Annotated in this window: 21 protein-coding genes and 1 other annotated feature (1 of these 22 cut by a window edge); of the genes, 17 read left to right on the forward strand and 4 right to left on the reverse strand. The window is 36.9% G+C overall.

Translation table 11 applies throughout. The features are described 5' to 3' along the window. Window positions 1-117: a binding site (T-box leader), on the forward strand; it begins 88 nt to the left of the window's first position. A gap of 81 nt (window positions 118-198) precedes the next feature. The 13 genes from hisS (at window position 199) to PYW32_RS02135 (ending at window position 12553) form a co-directional block, all read left to right on the forward strand. Further along, window positions 199-1491, forward strand: coding sequence for a histidine--tRNA ligase (hisS, locus tag PYW32_RS02075; RefSeq protein WP_016175990.1), 1293 nt, complete (start codon window positions 199-201; stop codon window positions 1489-1491). A 4-nt stretch (window positions 1492-1495) separates the two neighbouring features. Beyond that, complete coding sequence (aspS, locus tag PYW32_RS02080; RefSeq protein ID WP_016175989.1) at window positions 1496-3268, forward strand: aspartate--tRNA ligase; 1773 nt, start codon at window positions 1496-1498, stop codon at window positions 3266-3268. A 121-nt stretch (window positions 3269-3389) separates the two neighbouring features. Beyond that, a complete protein-coding gene (locus PYW32_RS02085; protein ID WP_016175988.1) occupies window positions 3390-4265 on the forward strand; it encodes a YitT family protein in 876 nt (291 codons plus the stop codon). 198 nt (window positions 4266-4463) lie between these two features. Continuing rightward, a complete protein-coding gene (locus PYW32_RS02090) occupies window positions 4464-6305 on the forward strand; it encodes an acyltransferase family protein (protein ID WP_016175987.1) in 1842 nt (613 codons plus the stop codon). Between the two features lie 67 nt (window positions 6306-6372). After that, the gene (gene comGA / locus PYW32_RS02095; RefSeq protein ID WP_016175986.1) at window positions 6373-7311 is read left to right on the forward strand and encodes a competence type IV pilus ATPase ComGA; all 939 of its coding nucleotides are present in this window, start codon (window positions 6373-6375) and stop codon (window positions 7309-7311) included. After that, complete coding sequence (gene comGB, locus PYW32_RS02100) at window positions 7289-8293, forward strand: competence type IV pilus assembly protein ComGB (protein ID WP_016175985.1); 1005 nt, start codon at window positions 7289-7291, stop codon at window positions 8291-8293. The genes comGA and comGB overlap by 23 nt, the downstream gene beginning before the upstream one ends. Then, window positions 8290-8556 (forward strand): competence type IV pilus major pilin ComGC, encoded by a 267-nt coding sequence (gene comGC / locus PYW32_RS02105; protein WP_016175984.1) that lies wholly within the window; start codon window positions 8290-8292, stop codon window positions 8554-8556. The genes comGB and comGC overlap by 4 nt, the downstream gene beginning before the upstream one ends. Before the next feature lie 4 nt (window positions 8557-8560). Next, on the forward strand, window positions 8561-9001 hold the full coding sequence (gene comGD, locus PYW32_RS02110) for a competence type IV pilus minor pilin ComGD (protein WP_071859183.1): 441 nt from the start codon (window positions 8561-8563) through the stop codon (window positions 8999-9001). Window positions 9002-9017: 16 nt separating this feature from the next. Further along, the gene (locus PYW32_RS02115; protein ID WP_248636498.1) at window positions 9018-9293 is read left to right on the forward strand and encodes a hypothetical protein; all 276 of its coding nucleotides are present in this window, start codon (window positions 9018-9020) and stop codon (window positions 9291-9293) included. Further along, entirely contained in the window at window positions 9283-9714 is a 432-nt protein-coding gene (gene comGF, locus PYW32_RS02120; RefSeq protein WP_016175981.1) for a competence type IV pilus minor pilin ComGF, read from the forward strand. Before PYW32_RS02115 ends, comGF begins: the two co-directional genes overlap by 11 nt. Continuing rightward, the gene (comGG, locus tag PYW32_RS02125) at window positions 9692-10102 is read left to right on the forward strand and encodes a competence type IV pilus minor pilin ComGG (protein ID WP_016175980.1); all 411 of its coding nucleotides are present in this window, start codon (window positions 9692-9694) and stop codon (window positions 10100-10102) included. Before comGF ends, comGG begins: the two co-directional genes overlap by 23 nt. Before the next feature lie 191 nt (window positions 10103-10293). Continuing rightward, window positions 10294-11304, forward strand: a complete 1011-nt coding sequence (locus PYW32_RS02130) for a class I SAM-dependent methyltransferase (protein ID WP_016175979.1) — start codon at window positions 10294-10296, stop codon at window positions 11302-11304. A gap of 64 nt (window positions 11305-11368) precedes the next feature. After that, window positions 11369-12553, forward strand: coding sequence for an acetate/propionate family kinase (locus PYW32_RS02135; RefSeq protein WP_016175978.1), 1185 nt, complete (start codon window positions 11369-11371; stop codon window positions 12551-12553). A gap of 67 nt (window positions 12554-12620) precedes the next feature. Here PYW32_RS02135 and PYW32_RS02140 read toward each other — a convergent pair whose 3' ends face one another. Together PYW32_RS02140 and PYW32_RS02145 are read right to left on the reverse strand one after the other, a co-directional pair. Further along, window positions 12621-13148, reverse strand: coding sequence for a PfkB family carbohydrate kinase (locus PYW32_RS02140; RefSeq protein ID WP_016175977.1), 528 nt, complete (start codon window positions 13146-13148; stop codon window positions 12621-12623). After that, entirely contained in the window at window positions 13108-13581 is a 474-nt protein-coding gene (locus PYW32_RS02145; protein ID WP_016175976.1) for a PfkB family carbohydrate kinase, read from the reverse strand. The genes PYW32_RS02140 and PYW32_RS02145 overlap by 41 nt, the downstream gene beginning before the upstream one ends. A 62-nt stretch (window positions 13582-13643) precedes the next feature. Between PYW32_RS02145 and PYW32_RS02150 the strand changes: the two genes are divergently transcribed. The 4 genes from PYW32_RS02150 (at window position 13644) to PYW32_RS02165 (ending at window position 15331) form a co-directional block, all read left to right on the forward strand. Further along, the gene (locus tag PYW32_RS02150; protein WP_275066192.1) at window positions 13644-13772 is read left to right on the forward strand and encodes a hypothetical protein; all 129 of its coding nucleotides are present in this window, start codon (window positions 13644-13646) and stop codon (window positions 13770-13772) included. Then, on the forward strand, window positions 13773-14525 hold the full coding sequence (locus PYW32_RS02155) for a class II aldolase/adducin family protein (protein WP_016175975.1): 753 nt from the start codon (window positions 13773-13775) through the stop codon (window positions 14523-14525). A gap of 114 nt (window positions 14526-14639) precedes the next feature. Continuing rightward, window positions 14640-15155 (forward strand): alcohol dehydrogenase catalytic domain-containing protein, encoded by a 516-nt coding sequence (locus tag PYW32_RS02160; protein ID WP_016175974.1) that lies wholly within the window; start codon window positions 14640-14642, stop codon window positions 15153-15155. Next, window positions 15155-15331, forward strand: coding sequence for a hypothetical protein (locus tag PYW32_RS02165; protein WP_016175973.1), 177 nt, complete (start codon window positions 15155-15157; stop codon window positions 15329-15331). Before PYW32_RS02160 ends, PYW32_RS02165 begins: the two co-directional genes overlap by 1 nt. Here the strand turns inward: PYW32_RS02165 and PYW32_RS02170 are convergent. Together PYW32_RS02170 and PYW32_RS02175 are read right to left on the reverse strand one after the other, a co-directional pair. Further along, the gene (locus tag PYW32_RS02170; protein WP_016175972.1) at window positions 15269-15736 is read right to left on the reverse strand and encodes a hypothetical protein; all 468 of its coding nucleotides are present in this window, start codon (window positions 15734-15736) and stop codon (window positions 15269-15271) included. The two genes, PYW32_RS02165 and PYW32_RS02170, sit on opposite strands and share 63 nt — an antisense overlap. A 63-nt stretch (window positions 15737-15799) precedes the next feature. Next, window positions 15800-16633 carry an NAD(P)H-hydrate dehydratase gene (locus tag PYW32_RS02175; protein WP_211210809.1) on the reverse strand — a complete coding sequence of 278 codons (834 nt, stop codon included), beginning with the start codon at window positions 16631-16633 and terminating at the stop codon, window positions 15800-15802. Between the last annotated feature and the right edge of the window lie 112 nt (window positions 16634-16745).

The raw sequence follows: 16745 nt of genomic DNA on the forward strand, positions 1-16745 counted from the left end.
AAAGACAGTCTGGAGGCGAGTGCGTGCAAAGCCACTCCGCGAGCGAGCGTTATTCGCATTGAGGAAAGCATGAAGCTTTCAAATTTAGGTGGTACCGCGAGATTATTCGCCCTTGTGTATAAAACAAGGGCGATTTTTTATTTTTTGCACAGCAACAGTCTGCAACGGTTAGTTTTCAGTAATTAGGGAGGAAGAGAAATGAGTTATCAACGTCCAAAAGGCACGAATGATATTTTGCCAGGAGAATCGGAAAAATGGCAATTTGTTGAAGAAACAGCGCGCTTATTATTTAAAGATTACCAATATAGCGAAATTCGTACACCGATGTTTGAACACTATGAAGTGATTGCCCGCAGTGTTGGCGATACGACAGATATTGTTTCAAAAGAAATGTATGATTTTTATGATAAAGGGGAACGTCATGTGACCCTACGTCCAGAAGGAACAGCTCCAATCGTTCGTTCATACGTTGAAAATAAATTATTTGGTCCAGAACATGCCAAACCATATAAAGTCTATTACACAGGTCCGATGTTCCGTTACGAGCGTCCGCAAAAAGGTCGCTTGCGTCAATTTCATCAAATTGGTGTCGAAGCATTTGGTTCTGAAAATCCAGCGACAGATGTGGAAACAATGGTTATGGCGATGGAATTTTTCAAACAATTAGGAATTGAAGAAATTCGCTTAGTCATCAATTCATTGGGGGATAAAGAGACCCGCCAAAATTATCGTCAAGCTTTGATTGATTATTTAGAACCACATGAAGCCGAATTAAGTGAAGATTCAAAACGTCGCTTACACGAAAATCCATTACGTGTATTGGATAGTAAAGACAAACGTGACAAACAATTTGTCGCAGATGCACCTTCTATTTTAGATTATTTAAGCGAATCGGCGAAAAAACATTTTGAAGAAGTAGTGAAAATGTTAGACGCTTTAAACGTCCCATACGAAATTGATACCAATATGGTTCGTGGATTGGATTATTATACGCATACCATCTTTGAAATTATGAGTGACGCCAAAGGAATGGGTGCGCAATCAACAATTTGTGCCGGTGGTCGTTACAATCAACTTGTCGAAGACCTTGGCGGACCAGAAACACCAGGTTTTGGTTTTGCAATGGGAATTGAACGTATCTTACTTGTCTTAGATGCTGAGGGAGTGGTTCTTCCAGAATTTAATCAAGTAGATGCCTATGTTGTAAACTTAGGTGAAACAACAAATATTGAAGCATTAAAAGTAGTTCAAGCGATTCGTAATGCAGGGTTTTCTGCTGACCGTGATGTGATGAACCGAAAAGCAAAAGCACAATTCAAAACGGCTGATAAAGAGAATGCTACCTTAGTGTTCACTCTTGGCGAAGATGAATTAGCAGCAGGAATGATTAATGTCAAAGCAATGGCGACACGTGAAGAAAAACGAGTATCTTTAGCTGATGTCTATGAATCATTCGCAACAATTTATGATGAAATGACTAAAGGAGAGTAAACAAATGGCAAAACGCACAGTTTATTGTGGCCGTGTCTCAAAAGAGCAATTAGGTCAAAAAGTAACATTAAAAGGTTGGGTACAAAAACGTCGTGACTTAGGTGGCGTTATCTTCATTGATTTGCGTGATCGTGAAGGGGTTGTCCAAGTTGTATTTAACCCAGAATTATCAAAAGAAGCATGGGAAATTGCAGATACTTGCCGTAGTGAATACGTTATTGAAGTAACTGGTGAAGTGATTGCACGTACACCAGAAGCAATCAATCCGAAAATGGTTACAGGTGAATATGAAGTCATGATTGATGAAATCACGATTTTAAGTAAATCAAAAACACCACCATTCCCAATTGAAGAAGACGCGAATGTCGGCGATGAAGTTCGTATGAAATACCGTTACTTGTATTTACGTCGTCCAAATATGACAAAAAATCTAATGACACGTACCAAAATTACACAATCGATTCGTCGTTTCTTAGACGACAACGATTTCTTAGATATTGAAACACCGTATTTAGCAAAATCAACACCAGAAGGAGCACGTGACTATTTGGTTCCATCTCGTGTGCACCCAGGACACTTTTATGCATTGCCACAATCACCACAAATCTTTAAACAGTTATTAATGAATGCTGGTTTTGACCGTTATTATCAAATCGTTCGTTGTTTCCGTGACGAAGATTTACGTGGCGACCGTCAACCAGAATTTACTCAAATTGATATTGAGACATCTTTCTTAACAGCAGACGAAATTCAAGATTACACAGAGCAAATGATTGCGAAAGTGATGAAAGAAGTGAAAGGGATTGATGTGACATTACCATTCCCTCGTATGAGCTGGGATGAAGCGATGAATCGCTATGGTAGTGACAAACCAGATACACGCTTTGATATGGAATTGATTGATTTATCTGAAACAGTGAAAGATATTGATTTCAAAGTATTCCAAATGGCATTACAAAACGGTGGGGTAGTAAAAGCGTTAAATGCGAAAGGTGCAGCAGCGAAATATTCACGTAAAGACATGGATAATCTAGGTCAATACGCAGGACAATTTGGCGCGAAAGGTTTGGCTTGGTTGAAAGTTGAAGAAGACGGTTTGAAAGGACCAATCGCTAAATTCCTAACAGACGCAACCGATGCGATTGTTGCCGCAACAAATGCAGAAGTCGGCGATTTATTAATGTTTGGTGCAGACAGTTTTGAAATTGTTGCCGCAACATTAGGAGCAGTTCGTACGCGCTTAGGAAAAGAATTAGATTTAATTGATGAGTCCGCGTTCAATTTCTTATGGGTGATTGATTGGCCACAATTTGAATACGATGCAGAAGCAGGACGTTATGTTTCAGCGCACCATCCGTTCACATTACCAAAAGCGAGTGATGTGGAATTATTAGCAACAGATCCAGCGAAAGTTCATGCTGAAGCATACGATATTGTCTTAAACGGCTATGAACTAGGTGGGGGATCATTACGTATTCATACACGTGATGTACAAGAGCAAATGTTCGAAACACTTGGTTTTTCACGTCGCGAAATGCAAGAGCAATTTGGTTTCTTATTAGACGCACTTGATTACGGTTTTCCTCCACATGGTGGTATCGCATTAGGGTTAGACCGTCTAGCAATGTTGTTGGCTGGTGAAGAAAATATTCGTGAAGTGATCGCGTTCCCTAAAAACGGAAAAGCAGTTGATCCAATGTCTGCCGCACCAAGCATAGTTTCACCATTACAATTATTTGAATTAAATATTGATGTTACTTCTGTAGAAGAAGACTAATAGCTAAGAACCTGAAAAAAGTTTAATGAATTAACTTTTTTCAGGTTTTTTCATTTCTTTTTAGGCAAAAACTGCCTATAATAGAGAAGAACGTATCTAAATATAAAAGTGAGGAACCATCATGAATCGCCTATTTAAATTTCTTCCGCATCCTGATTATGCGATGAAATTTTCTTTTTCTGTTGTGTATGCTATTTTAGCTTCTGTAGCAGTCAATTTTTTTTATGAACCAGGAAAAATTTATTCAAGTGGAATTACTGGGATAGCCCAAATTATTTCGACGTTATCGGAAGCTTGGTTTGATGTTTATTTGCCTGTTTCGTTAGCATTATTGTTATTAAATGTTCCTCTATTTTTAGTAGGATGGTTTAAAATCGGTCATAAATTCACTATCTTTACGGGGATTACCGTATTGCTGACATCCCTCTTTATGCAAATTATGCCGACTGAAGTATTAACTACCGATCCGATTATCTGTGCCATTTTTGGTGGAGCAGTAATGGGCGCTGGGATAGGCTATGCGTTAAAAAATGGATTGTCTTCAGGTGGATTGGATTTTGTGAGTATTGCCATTCGTAAGAAAACAGGAAAAACAATTGGCTCGATTTCGATTATTTTTAATTTCTTTATCTTGCTAGCAGCAGGAATGTTGTTTGGTTGGCAATATGCGTTATACAGTGCGCTGGCCATTTTTGTCAGTGGTAAAGTGACAGATGCTGTGTTTACCAAACAGAAAAAAATGCAAGTGACAATTATTACGCAACATCCAGACCAAGTAATTCATGCGATTCAAAATAGTTTACGTCGAGGGATTACGATTATTCATGAAGCAGAAGGTGCGTTTCGTCATGACAAACAAACTGTTTTATTAACTGTGGTGACGCGTTTTGAATTGCCAATTTTACGTCAAGCGATGCGTGAAGCTGATGAGAAAGCATTTGTGAGTATTGCGGATAATGTGCAAATTCTTGGTCGTTTTTATGAGGAAGAACTATAAACGCTTACAAACAGTATTTGATCAATTATCAGATGCTGTTTTTATATGGGATTGTTAGCGTAAATTTGAACGTACGCAATTTTTTTTACGAGAGAAATAAAATGGAAAAAATTTCTTTTTTTTACGTTTTCTCTCGTGATTTTTTGTCGTTTCTATGGCATGATGAAAGGGAGAGAAATGAATAGAGAAGGTAAACGCATGGAGAAAAAACGAATCAAAAAGAGTCGCTATATCACCGGGTTTGACGGTATTCGAAGTTTAGCTGTAATCGGTGTTATATTTTATCATCTAATCCCTACTAGTATGCAGGGCGGATATTTAGGTGTACCAGTATTTTTTGTTATTTCAGGATATTTGATTACCGATTTATTGCGTCAAGAATGGCAACAAAATGGTAAAATCCAAATAAAAGATTTTTACATCCGGCGAATAAAACGGTTGTATCCAGCAATGCTCGTTCTTTTAATTCTATCCTCTGCGTATATTACGCTCTTTCAGAGGAATTTATTAAATAATTTAAGAGGCATTGTAACGAGTAGTTTACTCTATGTGAATAACTGGTGGCAAATCAATCATGGCATGTCTTATTTTGATCGCTTTGGTGGCGAGTCGCCATTCACTCATTTGTGGTCATTAGCCTTAGAAGGACAACATTATTTGGTTTGGCCCATCATCTTTGTATTATTAATGAAATTTGTTAAACGTAAAAATAAAATATTTGCCATTATTTCGATTGGGGCATTGTTATCAGCAATTTGGATGGGGATTTTATATAGCCCTGATGTCGATCCAACACGTGTTTATTATGGTACAGACACCCGCATTTTTTCTGTTTGGATTGGGAGTGCAATGGCGTTTATCTGGCCAAGTATGCAGTTGAAAAGTCAAATTCCTGCACAAGCTAAGCGCGTCTTAAATGCTTCTGGGATGCTCTCCTTGCTCGTTTTGATTGTTTCATTTATTTATCTAAGTGCACAACAAACGTTTGTCTATTATGGAGGGATGTATTTAATCAGTATTGTTTCAGCTGTTTTAGTAGCTGTCACAGCACATCCAGGAGCAAGTTTAAATCGTTTGATGACTAATCGTCTCTTCACATATATTGGTAAACGTAGTTACGGCATTTATCTTTATCAATTTCCAGTGATGATTTTTTATGAAGCAAAAGTAAAAAATATCGCGGATCATAGTTGGATGCATGTCTTGATTGAATTGTTCTTGATTTTATTTATGAGTGAATTATCTTATCAATTAGTGGAAAAACCAATGCGCTATTTCAATTTCCGTAAATTATGCATTAAAGTCAAAGAATGGTTGGCCTTACCACTAAAAAATGCGCGAAAAATTACAGGAATCGTTTGTGCGTTGGTGACTGTAATTGCCTTAGTTGGTATTACCACTGCACCAAGCAATCAAGTAGATGCAGCTCAAGAAAAATTCCAAAAAGATATTGCGAAAAATAAAGAAGCTGCCGAGCAGACAAAAAATCAACAAGATAAAGTAGAATTAGGTGAGAATGCCGAAGAAATTATGGCAACGTATGGCGTGACCAAAGAACAATTGCAAACAGCTTATAATACGGAAATTACCGCATTTGGTGATTCAGTTATGTTAGGCGCAACAATTGATTTGAAACAAGTTTTCCCACAAGCTGTTGTTGATGCTGACGTGGGACGTCAATTGTATCAAGCTGCTGAAATGTTAAAAAGCTTACGTGAGCAAGGCTTGCTAAAAGATAAAGTGATTTTAGCACTAGGAACAAATGGAACAGCCACCGAAGCTCAATTTGATGGGATTATGCAAACGATTGGTGAACGTCAAGTGTATCTAGTGAATGTCCATGTACCAACCCAACGTTGGCAAAATGAAGTCAACGATTTGTTTAATCGAATGGCTGAAAAATACGACAATATCACATTGATCGACTGGTATGGTGAAAGTGTGAATCATGAAGAATGGTTCCGTGAAGACTCGGTGCATCCAGATGAAAATGGATTGACCGCTTATGTCTCATTAATCGCAAAAGCAGTCTTGAATTAAAAAAACACTCTTAGACAAAAAAGTCTAAGGGTGTTTTTTCGTATGTTAACAATGAAGGAGGGCTGAAATGGATATTCAAGTATTATCAGATGAATTAATTGCTTATGGAATGGCACATCACATGCAAGATTTATATATTTATTCATTGGGTGAGAGTGGAGACATTTTATTTCGACAAAGCACTACAACAGAACACTATCGTCACTTACCACTTGCAACTATTCAGCAATTAATTGCTCGTTTTAAATATTTAGGCGAAATGGATGTCGGTGAGAAAAGGAAAGCGCAACTTGGAGCGATTACCTACCAGTTAGATGACGTACAACAACGATTACGTTTATCTTCAGTTGGAGATTATCGAGGGCAAGAAAGTATGGTTATTCGTTTTTTACACAGTACACAAAGACAGATGAACTATTTTTTTCCCGAAGATTTAGCAGTCATTCAAGAACAAATCCAACAAAAAGTGGGTCTGTATCTCTTTAGTGGCCCTACAGGTTCAGGGAAAACAACCTTGATGTATGAACTAGCAAAACGATGTACCGGACAAGTGATTACGATTGAAGATCCTGTTGAAATTGAAGAAGCAGCTTTTTTGCAATTACAAACCAATGAAAAGATTGGTCAAACCTACGACCAATTAATTAAATTGGCCTTACGTCATCGGCCCGATTTATTGATTATTGGCGAGATCAGAGATCAAGTGACCGCCTTTGCGGCTATTCGAGCAGCACTAACCGGTCACACCGTTTTAGCAACAGTACACGCCAAAGGATTACAAGAAACGAAAAGCCGGTTGCTTGATTTAGTTGGCACAGATACAGAATTAAAACATTGTCTCAATGGTGTGTTATACCAACAATTATTCACCCATACAGCAGATGAAACAAAAGCTTTACTAGGATATGAATTCTTTTTTGAAAAATACTGCAAAGAAAGTTTTCGCAAGCGTTATGAGCAATTAAAACGACAGGGGATCATTCATGAAAAAAGAAATTTTTCGTAAGCAATTTTTAGAGTTATTGGTTGCCTTATTGGAAAATGGTTTTTCCTTACAAGAAAGTTTATCCGTGATGGAAAGAAGTGGGCAATTTCCCAAAGTAGCACTGCATCAGTTTATGACAGGATTAATACAAGGAAATTCTTTTTCCCAATGTTTTTTACAAGTGGGTTTTTCTAAACAGCAAGCACTACAAATTCAACTAGCTGAGACACATGGCGATTTAAATCATACCTTACGTCTCATGTTGCAACATATCCGATTATTTGAAAAACAACAAAAAGAATTACGCAAAGTAGCAACCTATCCGATTTTGTTATTGACGTTTGTGGTGTCTTTATTAATTGGTATGCGTTTATTTTTATTGCCACCTTTATTGGAATCAGGAATGATTGATCCCCAGCATTTAGGGATGTTGTTTCTGAAATATAGCCCATTTATTTTGATGGGTATCGTCCTTATAGGATGTTTGGTTAGTTTCGTGATTACTTGGCATTTTAAGCAACGGAGTATTCTAGAAAAAGCCCGCTTTCTTGCTAAGATACCTTTCTTTGGTACGTTGTATCAATTGTATCAAACAAGTTATTTTGCTTTAGAATGGGGGCGATTATTTAGACAAGGGATGGAAGCACATCAAATTTTAGCGTATATGATGGCAATTGAACAAGAAACCTTGTTAACTGCTGTCGCCAAAGAAGTCCATGAAGGATTAGCCTTGGGTCAAAGCTTAGCGACGCAATTAGAGCGTTATCCATTTTTAACAAAAGAATTTCCGTTAATTATCTATCAAGGCGAAGTAAAGGGGAAACTCGGAGAAGAATTGTTTATTTATAGTCAGCTACTTTTAAATAAATTTATTGTTCAAATAGAGAAATATATGCAATGGATTCAACCATTGGTGTTTTTGTTTGTCGCGATGTTAATTTTAGCTATTTATATGGCGATGTTTTTACCAATTTATGGAAATATAGGAGGAATGATGGAATGAAAAAGAAGATTTATGAAGGTTTTACTTTAATCGAAATGATGATTGTTTTGCTTATCGTAAGCATTTTAGTAATGCTATTTATTCCCAATTTAATGCATGGACGAGAAACGGTCAAAAAGCAAGGGGATTCAGCAGTCGTTAAATCTGTAGAGACACAGATTGATTTATTTGAATTAGAAAATAATCGCAAAATGACTGAAGAAGATATGACACGTGAAATTCCTGCTGAACAATTAAAAATTTATCGAGCAGCAAAACCGTAAGACGATGAAAAAACAGGAAGGATTTACGTTGATGGAATCACTATTAGTATTATTCATTGTCTCGATTGTGATTGCTTTACCGACAATTTTGGTCAAAGAAACGACAAAAACAGTAGAAACACTTTATTTTTTTGATCGATTAGAAAAAAGTATTTTAACGTGCCAACAAGTCGCGATTATTTCCAATAAAAGTGCGGATATTTTACAGCCCGATTTGACGCAATTGGCGTTTCAATTAACAACGGGGGACTGGTTGGAACCTCTGACAGTCCCAGATACATTAAGCGCCAGTAAACTAAGTAAAAAAATTTCATTTTCAGGAGGAACCGGCAATGTGGGACAGCAAAGACAAATTCAGTTTATATGGCAAGAAAAAAAGCAAAAAGTTGCCTATGTTTTTCGTTTTGGAAAAGGTCACTACAACAAAGTTATTACCCCACTTTAAACAAGGTTTTATTTTATTGGAATCATTGGTCGCATTGAGTGTTTTAGCTATTGGTATTTTTTATTATCAAGAATGTCAATTGCAATTGGTGACAAAAAGTCAACAAGCCTATCGAGATGTAGCAATGTTACGTACGTTATACGAAGAAGTGGCAGAATACCGACAAAAGCCTGCTAATACACCCTATATTGTCCAACAAAATGAGCAAACGATTTTGATTACGACACAGACATACCATCAAGCAACGATTACTGAAAAAAATCGTTCATGGAGTATTTATCGTGAATTATAAAGGGTTTACGCTTATTGAATGTTTGGTTGCGCTAGCTCTATTCAGTCTGTGTTTAGGGTTACTTCCACCAATGATGGTGCAAAGTGGCAAGATGAATCAATTGGTTTTTGGTCGTCATGAACAAGAATGGCATGTCTTTTTATTGCAACTTGAAAATAAATTATCAGAAGGTGAATTTGTACGGATAAAAAGCAATAAACTTATTTTTAATAAACCACGAAGCGTGGAAAATAAAGTGTATGAATGTCGTATTGAATACAATGCGAACAATCAAGAAATTGTTATCCGCGATGATGGAGGCTATGAGCCTATTCTGACTTCAGTTGCACGCGTCAATTTTACCGAACAGGCGTATAGTGTTACGTTTGAAATAACTTTTATTAATGGAGAAAAGCGATATGGCAAATGGGCGATTTCTTAACTATCAAGGAGGAATTTTAATTACTGCAATTTTTACGATTGGTTTACTTAGCACATTCTTATTTTTTTTAATTGGAAACTATCGAAATGCCGTTGAATTTTCCACACGTACACGTCGTTATTATGAAATGCGGATTATGACTGAATTATTTTTAAAAGATTATTCAGAAATAACTCACGGAACTACCAGTGGTAGCGCACACTACAATACTGGCGATATCCAATATATTATGCAAGACAATCAGCTAATTGTCACAGCATTTGCAGGGAAATATAAGCAAGTTTATCGTGAAACACTCAAGAACAATACAGAAAATACTTCTATTGATACAGAATTGAATCGAAAAAATGAGAAAAATGGGAATAAAGAAATAACAGATGAGAATTAAAAATAGTACAGATGGTGGGAAGTGCTTGCGATGAAAGCCTTTCCTACCTCTGTGGAGATTGTTAGAAAAAACACATATACATAAGGAAATAAAGGATTCCAAGCGGAAGCGGTTGATTATTTACCTTAAATCGGATAAAATTAAACAGGTATAATAGTTGTTATAGTTTAGAGCTTGAAATGAGGTGCACCATGTTTCCAGAAAAAATTGAAGAAAGCTTCCATTTGCATCTTGAAGCCATTCAATTGTTGCAAACTGCATTGGAGTCCTCGTATTTGGATGCCTATGTAGAACATGTGGAAAATATCGTTGATCAATACCAAGTACGTGTGATTGATGGGGTTCCAGATGCAAAAACTGCTGAAAAAGTAAATGAAATCTATCGTAAATTACAAACAATTTCGTTAGAACAAGAAGAAATTCGTAAACTTTCCCAGTTGTTGCTACTTAAAGGGGCGCAAACAGAACCCTTACAGCCAAACCATCAATTGACACCTGATAGTATTGGCTTTTTATTTGTTTTCTTAATTGAACAATTAACGAAAAAAGATCATCCAATAACTGTTCTTGATTTATCGGTAGGAATGGGGAATTTATTATTAACAGTTATCAGTAATTTGGCAATTGCCAATTATCATGTTGCTGGTATCGGTGTGGATAATGATGAAACGTTATTAGGTATTGCAGCCGCAAATAGTCAATGGTTGCAAGTAGATACCCAATTATTCCACCAAGATGGTTTACAAAGTTTATTAGTTGATCCGGTTGATATTGCTATAGGTGATTTACCAGTTGGCTATTATCCGATTGATGAAAAAGCACAAGAATTTGTCACTGGCTCAGAAGATGGCCATACTTTTGCACATCATTTATTGATGGAACAAAGTATGAATTATGTGAAAGATGGCGGTTTTGGTTTGTTTTTAGTTCCTTCAAACTTCTTAGAGACCGAGCAAAGCAGTTATTTAAAAAAATGGTTAGGCGATACAGTTTATTTACAAGGCATTATTCAATTGCCAGATGAATTGTTTAAAAATGAAGTTTCTCGTAAGAGCATTCTGATTTTACAACGCAAAGGCACAGAGATTCAACAAGTACCTGAAGTGCTATTAGCAAAATTAACCTCATTGAAAGATCCAAAACATGTCACAGCGTTCTTTCAAGAGTTCATTACTTGGAAAAAAAGTAGTGGTTTGAATTAGTGTATGAGCCTCAAAAAGCATTTTTTGAGGATTTAAAATAATTAAGAATGAGGGAGAAAATAAGATGTCTAAAACAATTGCAATTAATGCAGGAAGTTCAAGTCTAAAATGGCAATTATATCAAATGCCAGAAGAAACAGTAATCGCGAAAGGTATCGTAGAACGTATTGGTTTAAACGATTCAATCTTCACAATCAAATATGGAGAAGATCAAAAATTTGAACAAATTATTGATATCCCAGACCATGAAGTAGCTGTTAAAATGTTATTAGATCAGTTAATCGAACTAAGCATTTTAGGTTCTTACGATGAAATTACTGGTGTTGGTCACCGCGTTGTTCAAGGTGGTAGTTACTTTGATAAATCAGTGGTTATTGATGAAGATGTTATAGCAAAAATTGAAGAATTAGCTGATTTTGCACCATTACACAACCCAGCAAACATTATGGGAATTAAAGCATTCCAAAATCTATTACCAAACATTGTGAGTGTAGCTGTATTTGATACTGCTTTCCATTCAACAATGCCAAAAGTAAACTACTTATATAGCTTACCAAAAGAATTCTATGAAGAATATGGCGTACGTAAATATGGCGCACATGGAACAAGTCATCAATACGTGGCACACCGCGCAGCAGATATGTTAGGTCGCCCAATTGAAGAGCTAAAAATCATCACTTGTCATTTAGGTAATGGCGCATCTATCACAGCAGTTGATGGTGGTAAATCAGTAGATACATCAATGGGCTTCACACCTTTAGCTGGTGTAACGATGGGTACTCGTTCTGGTGATTTAGATCCAGCGATTTTACCATTCTTAATGGATAAATTGAATATTGATATTAAAGAAATGATTAACATTTTAAACAAAAAATCTGGTTTACAAGGTTTAACTGGTATTTCAAGCGATATGCGTGATTTAGAAGCAAACACGGACAAAGAAGAAGTAACGACTGCGTTAGATATCTTTGCTGACCGTATCCGTAAATACATTGGTTCTTACGTAACAGTAATGAACGGTGTAGATGCCATTGTCTTCACAGCTGGTATCGGTGAAAACGACGCCAACGCTCGTGCTAATATCATTAACGGTATGACTTGGTTTGGTTGTGAATTAGATCCAGAGAAAAACGCAACACGCGGAAAAGAACTAGACATCTCAACACCAGAATCAAAAGTAAAAGTACTATTGATTCCAACAGATGAAGAATTAGTTATCGCTCGCGATGTAGAAGCATTACGTGGCTAAGAAATGAACTAAAAATAACCAATTAATGAGGCTCTTATAATAAGAGTGACCATTAATTGGTTATTTTTTATGCAATCGTTAGTTTTTGGACATGAATTTGTTGAATAAATTTTTCAACATCGGCTTTATTGATAAAACCGACTTCGCCATGTTGTGCATTCGACATACCACATGCCATAGAATATTTGAACGTATCTTCTAAAGAAAAATTATTTTCAACGGCATGTGCGAAGCCACCAACCGACGCATCACCAGACCCTGTAGTATTAACAATATCAATTGAGGGGATGGTAATGTCGTAAAAATCATCTCCAACTTTACACAAAGCTCCTTCATCACCACAGGAAATCATAATATAGTCAATTCTTTGAAAATAGGGATGAGCTAACTCTTTTTGAGCTTGTTCTTTGGTCTCAATTTCTTTATGCAGAATTTCTCCTAACTCATGGACATTCGGTTTGATGAAACTTGGTTTATAGTCTTTGTTTTTTAAAAGAGACAGTAACTGGTGACCTGATACATCCATGAATACGGGGATGTTTTCATCAATTTGTTCACGAATATACGTAAGCATTTCTAAAATAGATTTGTTCATTTTTAGAATTAATTGAACCAGAAATACAAATAACTTTCAGATTTTCTTGCTGATAAATATTTTTTAATTTAGCTAACAAGTGGTAAACTTCCTCATCTGAAATTTCAGGACCGCTTTCTACAATTTCGGTGTGTGTATGGTTATCATGCATAATCGTGATGGCATTTCTTGTTTCCCCAGAAGTATCTAGCATATCTAGGGTAAATAAATTTTCAGCTTGTAAGTATCGTTCAACCAATTCACCGACATCCCCTGCTAAAAAGCCTGTTAAGCGTACGTCCGATCCCGATAAAGCAGCAGTACGTCCGGTATTAATCTCCTTACCGCCAATTGATTTTGTGGGAGAGTCAAAGCGATTCATTCGTCCTAATTTAAAATGCTCGATAAAATAGGCCAAATCAATTGATGGATTCATCGTAACCGTAACAATCATTTCTTTTCCTCCTTAAGAATCTCGGTATACGTACTATAATATTCCAAGTGATTATCTGAAATATGATTTTATTTAAAGAATACGATGAAAAACGTCGAAAACAACTAGCAGAATCTCGCGTGGTTCAAGAAGCGGTACAAGAGACCTTACAATCAAAAAAATTGTTTAGAAAAACAAAGGAGGACATATAAATGTCTGATGGACGTATGATGTTTGAACGAGAACGAGAAGATATGGCAAAAATTGTAAAGCTGATTTTTTCTAGAAAATTAACCAATGTTGCTGGAGGAAACTTTTCTTTTAAAGCAACAGATAAAGATGGAAAAGACTACATTATTATGACACCAACGATGATGTCTGAAGCGTATTTGGGCGAGTTGAGTGCTGCACAAATTTTAGTTGTTGAACCTCATACTCGAAAAGTAGTTAGTGGTATTGGGAAATTAACACGAGAAATTAATATGCATGAGGCAATGTACGATACTAATCCTGAAATTAAAGCTGTTTTACATGCACATGCTCCTAATGCGATGTTTTGGGCAACAACTGAACTCCCTATGCCCAATCTAACTGAAGCTACACAAAAAGTTGCAGCAGTACCCGTACTAGATTTTGCGCCAAACTGTTCAGAAGAGTTAGCAAGTATCACGAGTACGTATATTAAAGAAAATAATTTAACAGTACCACACATGTTATTGTTGGATAGTCATGGGGTATTAATTAATGCGACTGGAGAAACAGGAGTGATGGCCATCCATAAAGCTTTATCTATTTTAGATACAGTTGAATGGAATGCTGAAATTGCATACAAACAAGCTATTTTTCAAGCGTTAGGCATTACAGATGGTTTTTATTCTAAAGGAGAAAAAATTGGTGATTTGGATGAACTTAAATCAGGAAAAGCAATTTACAATAAGGCTAAAATTGCCGCAGGTGGAGATTAAAAAAGAGAGTACCCTCTCTTTTTTTTATTTTCTAGTGAAGTATATCCAAACACTCACTATTTTGCTAAACGATACCTAACAAATGAAAACGAAAACATTTGAGGTGGAAAGAAAATGGTAAAAATGAAAGTAGCAGTGATGGATGGGATTGGCAAAACGAGTTTTGTCGAACGAGAAATTCCCAAACCGAAGAAAGATGAAGCGTTAGTGAAACTAGAATATGTGGGTGTTTGTGGGTCTGATTTACATTATTATGAGACGGGTGCTATTGGCAATTATGTGGTGGAACCACCTTTTGTTTTGGGACACGATCCTGGCGGGGTGGTCGTTGAAGTGGGTGCGGATGTGACACATCTTGCAGTCGGAGATAAAGTTGCTTTAGAACCGGGGAAAACGTTTGGGAAATGTGACTTTTGTCGGACTGGACGCTATAATTTGTGTCCTGATGTGGTCTTTTTTGCGACACCGCCAATTGATGGTGTCTTCCAAGAATATGTTGCTCATGAAGCAAACTTATGTTTTAAATTGCCTGAGAATGTCGATACAATGTCAGGTGCGTTGATTGAACCGTTGGCAGTTGGTTTCCATGCTCATTTCAAGGAGAAGCAAAAATTGGGCAACGAGCAGTAGTGACTGGATCGGGTGCGATTGGTTTAGTGACATTATTAGCGTTGAAATCGTTGGGATTAAATGAGATTTATGTCGTTGATATCATGGATAACCGCTTAGCTAAAGCCAAAGAATTAGATGTAACGGCAGTGATTAATGGGAAACAAGTTATTGTAATAGGTTTCGGCAATTGGTGAACGCCAATCGAAAATCATGGTTTCACCTGTTTCATTGGTAAAATTGTACCGGTCGAAATAAAACGCATCCGGCGTTTCTTCGCCAACAAAAGTGAGGGTAACTTTACCAAAATAGGGGCTTTTCAATAGTTGTTGTACTTGTTGTAATGTTCGCTCACTTGATTGAATACGGATATTCATTTGATCAATTTCACGATTTTTCATTTCAAGCATGGAGAAAGTATCCAAATTATCTAGGACACTATCAAAGTTGAGACTTATGTCCTTGCTCATTTCTCGTAAGGAGTTGAGACCTTCTTCTTTGGTATTTTGAACGAGTGACTGTAGCGCTTGTTCTGTTTGTAGCAGTTGATGATAAACTTGTGACAAATAATTCTTTTCTTTTTGCAATTCAGTGTTGACCATACACATTCTCCTTTTGTCAAAAAGTTAACAGAACAAGAATTATAGGTGATGTCTGCTTATTTTTCAAGCATTTGCGAAATAATTCATCCAAAATGGCAGTGCAGCACTGATTTCAGTTGGCAAAACAACATAGCGGTTTTTGGCGAGTTGGTCACCAATATAACTATGAAGATAGACAGCAGCTTGAATGGTCGCCAATTCTTTGGGAAATTGGGCTAAAAAACCAGCAAGTATGCCTGCTAAAGTATCGCCCATTCCACCAGTGGCCATCCCAGGGTTGCCTAAAGGATTTTGATAGATACCTGTGTGGTGGTAAATTTCTGTACGGTGACTTTTTAACACTACGGTTGCTTGTAACTGTTGTTGCGCCTGCTGATTTGTCTGTTGATTTTGTTGGTTCATTGGAAGGTTGCTCAAGCGTTGCCATTCCATTTGATGGGGCGTGAATACGGTTTGTTCTGGTACGGTCAAGGTAAACGTGGTATTTGCCAATAATGTAATTGCCGAACCATCAATGACAAGCCATTGTTTGGATTGATGTGCCAAAACAAAAGCCAGCAATTCTTGGCTGTGTTTTTCTAAACCTAAACCGGGTCCAATCAAACAGACATCTGCTGTTGCAAAAACGTCATCGATTTGTTGCTCGTCATACCAATCGACGACCATTACTTCTGGCAGGCGCGCATGTAAGGCAGTGTGGTTTACCGAGTCTGTAATCACGGTAACTAAACCAGCACCAGCGCGGACACAAGCTTCGGCACTCATGATAATTGCTCCGCCATATTGCGCATTGCCCCCAATTAAAACGACCCGCCCAAATGTGCCTTTATGAGAAATTTCGGGACGAGGTTGAATGATGTTGAGACATTTTTCAGTTAGTTGTTTCATAAACGTCAGTCCTTTTTTTAGCGTTACTTTATTATAACTTTTTTCTAAAAAAGAATCTTACGCAAAACTTTTTCACTTTCGATGTTAGAAGTGGTATCATGGAACACGAGATAGAAATTGG

The sequence above is a fragment of the Enterococcus saccharolyticus subsp. saccharolyticus genome (assembly GCF_029023825.1).
Classification (GTDB): Bacteria; Bacillota; Bacilli; order Lactobacillales; family Enterococcaceae; genus Enterococcus_F; species Enterococcus_F saccharolyticus.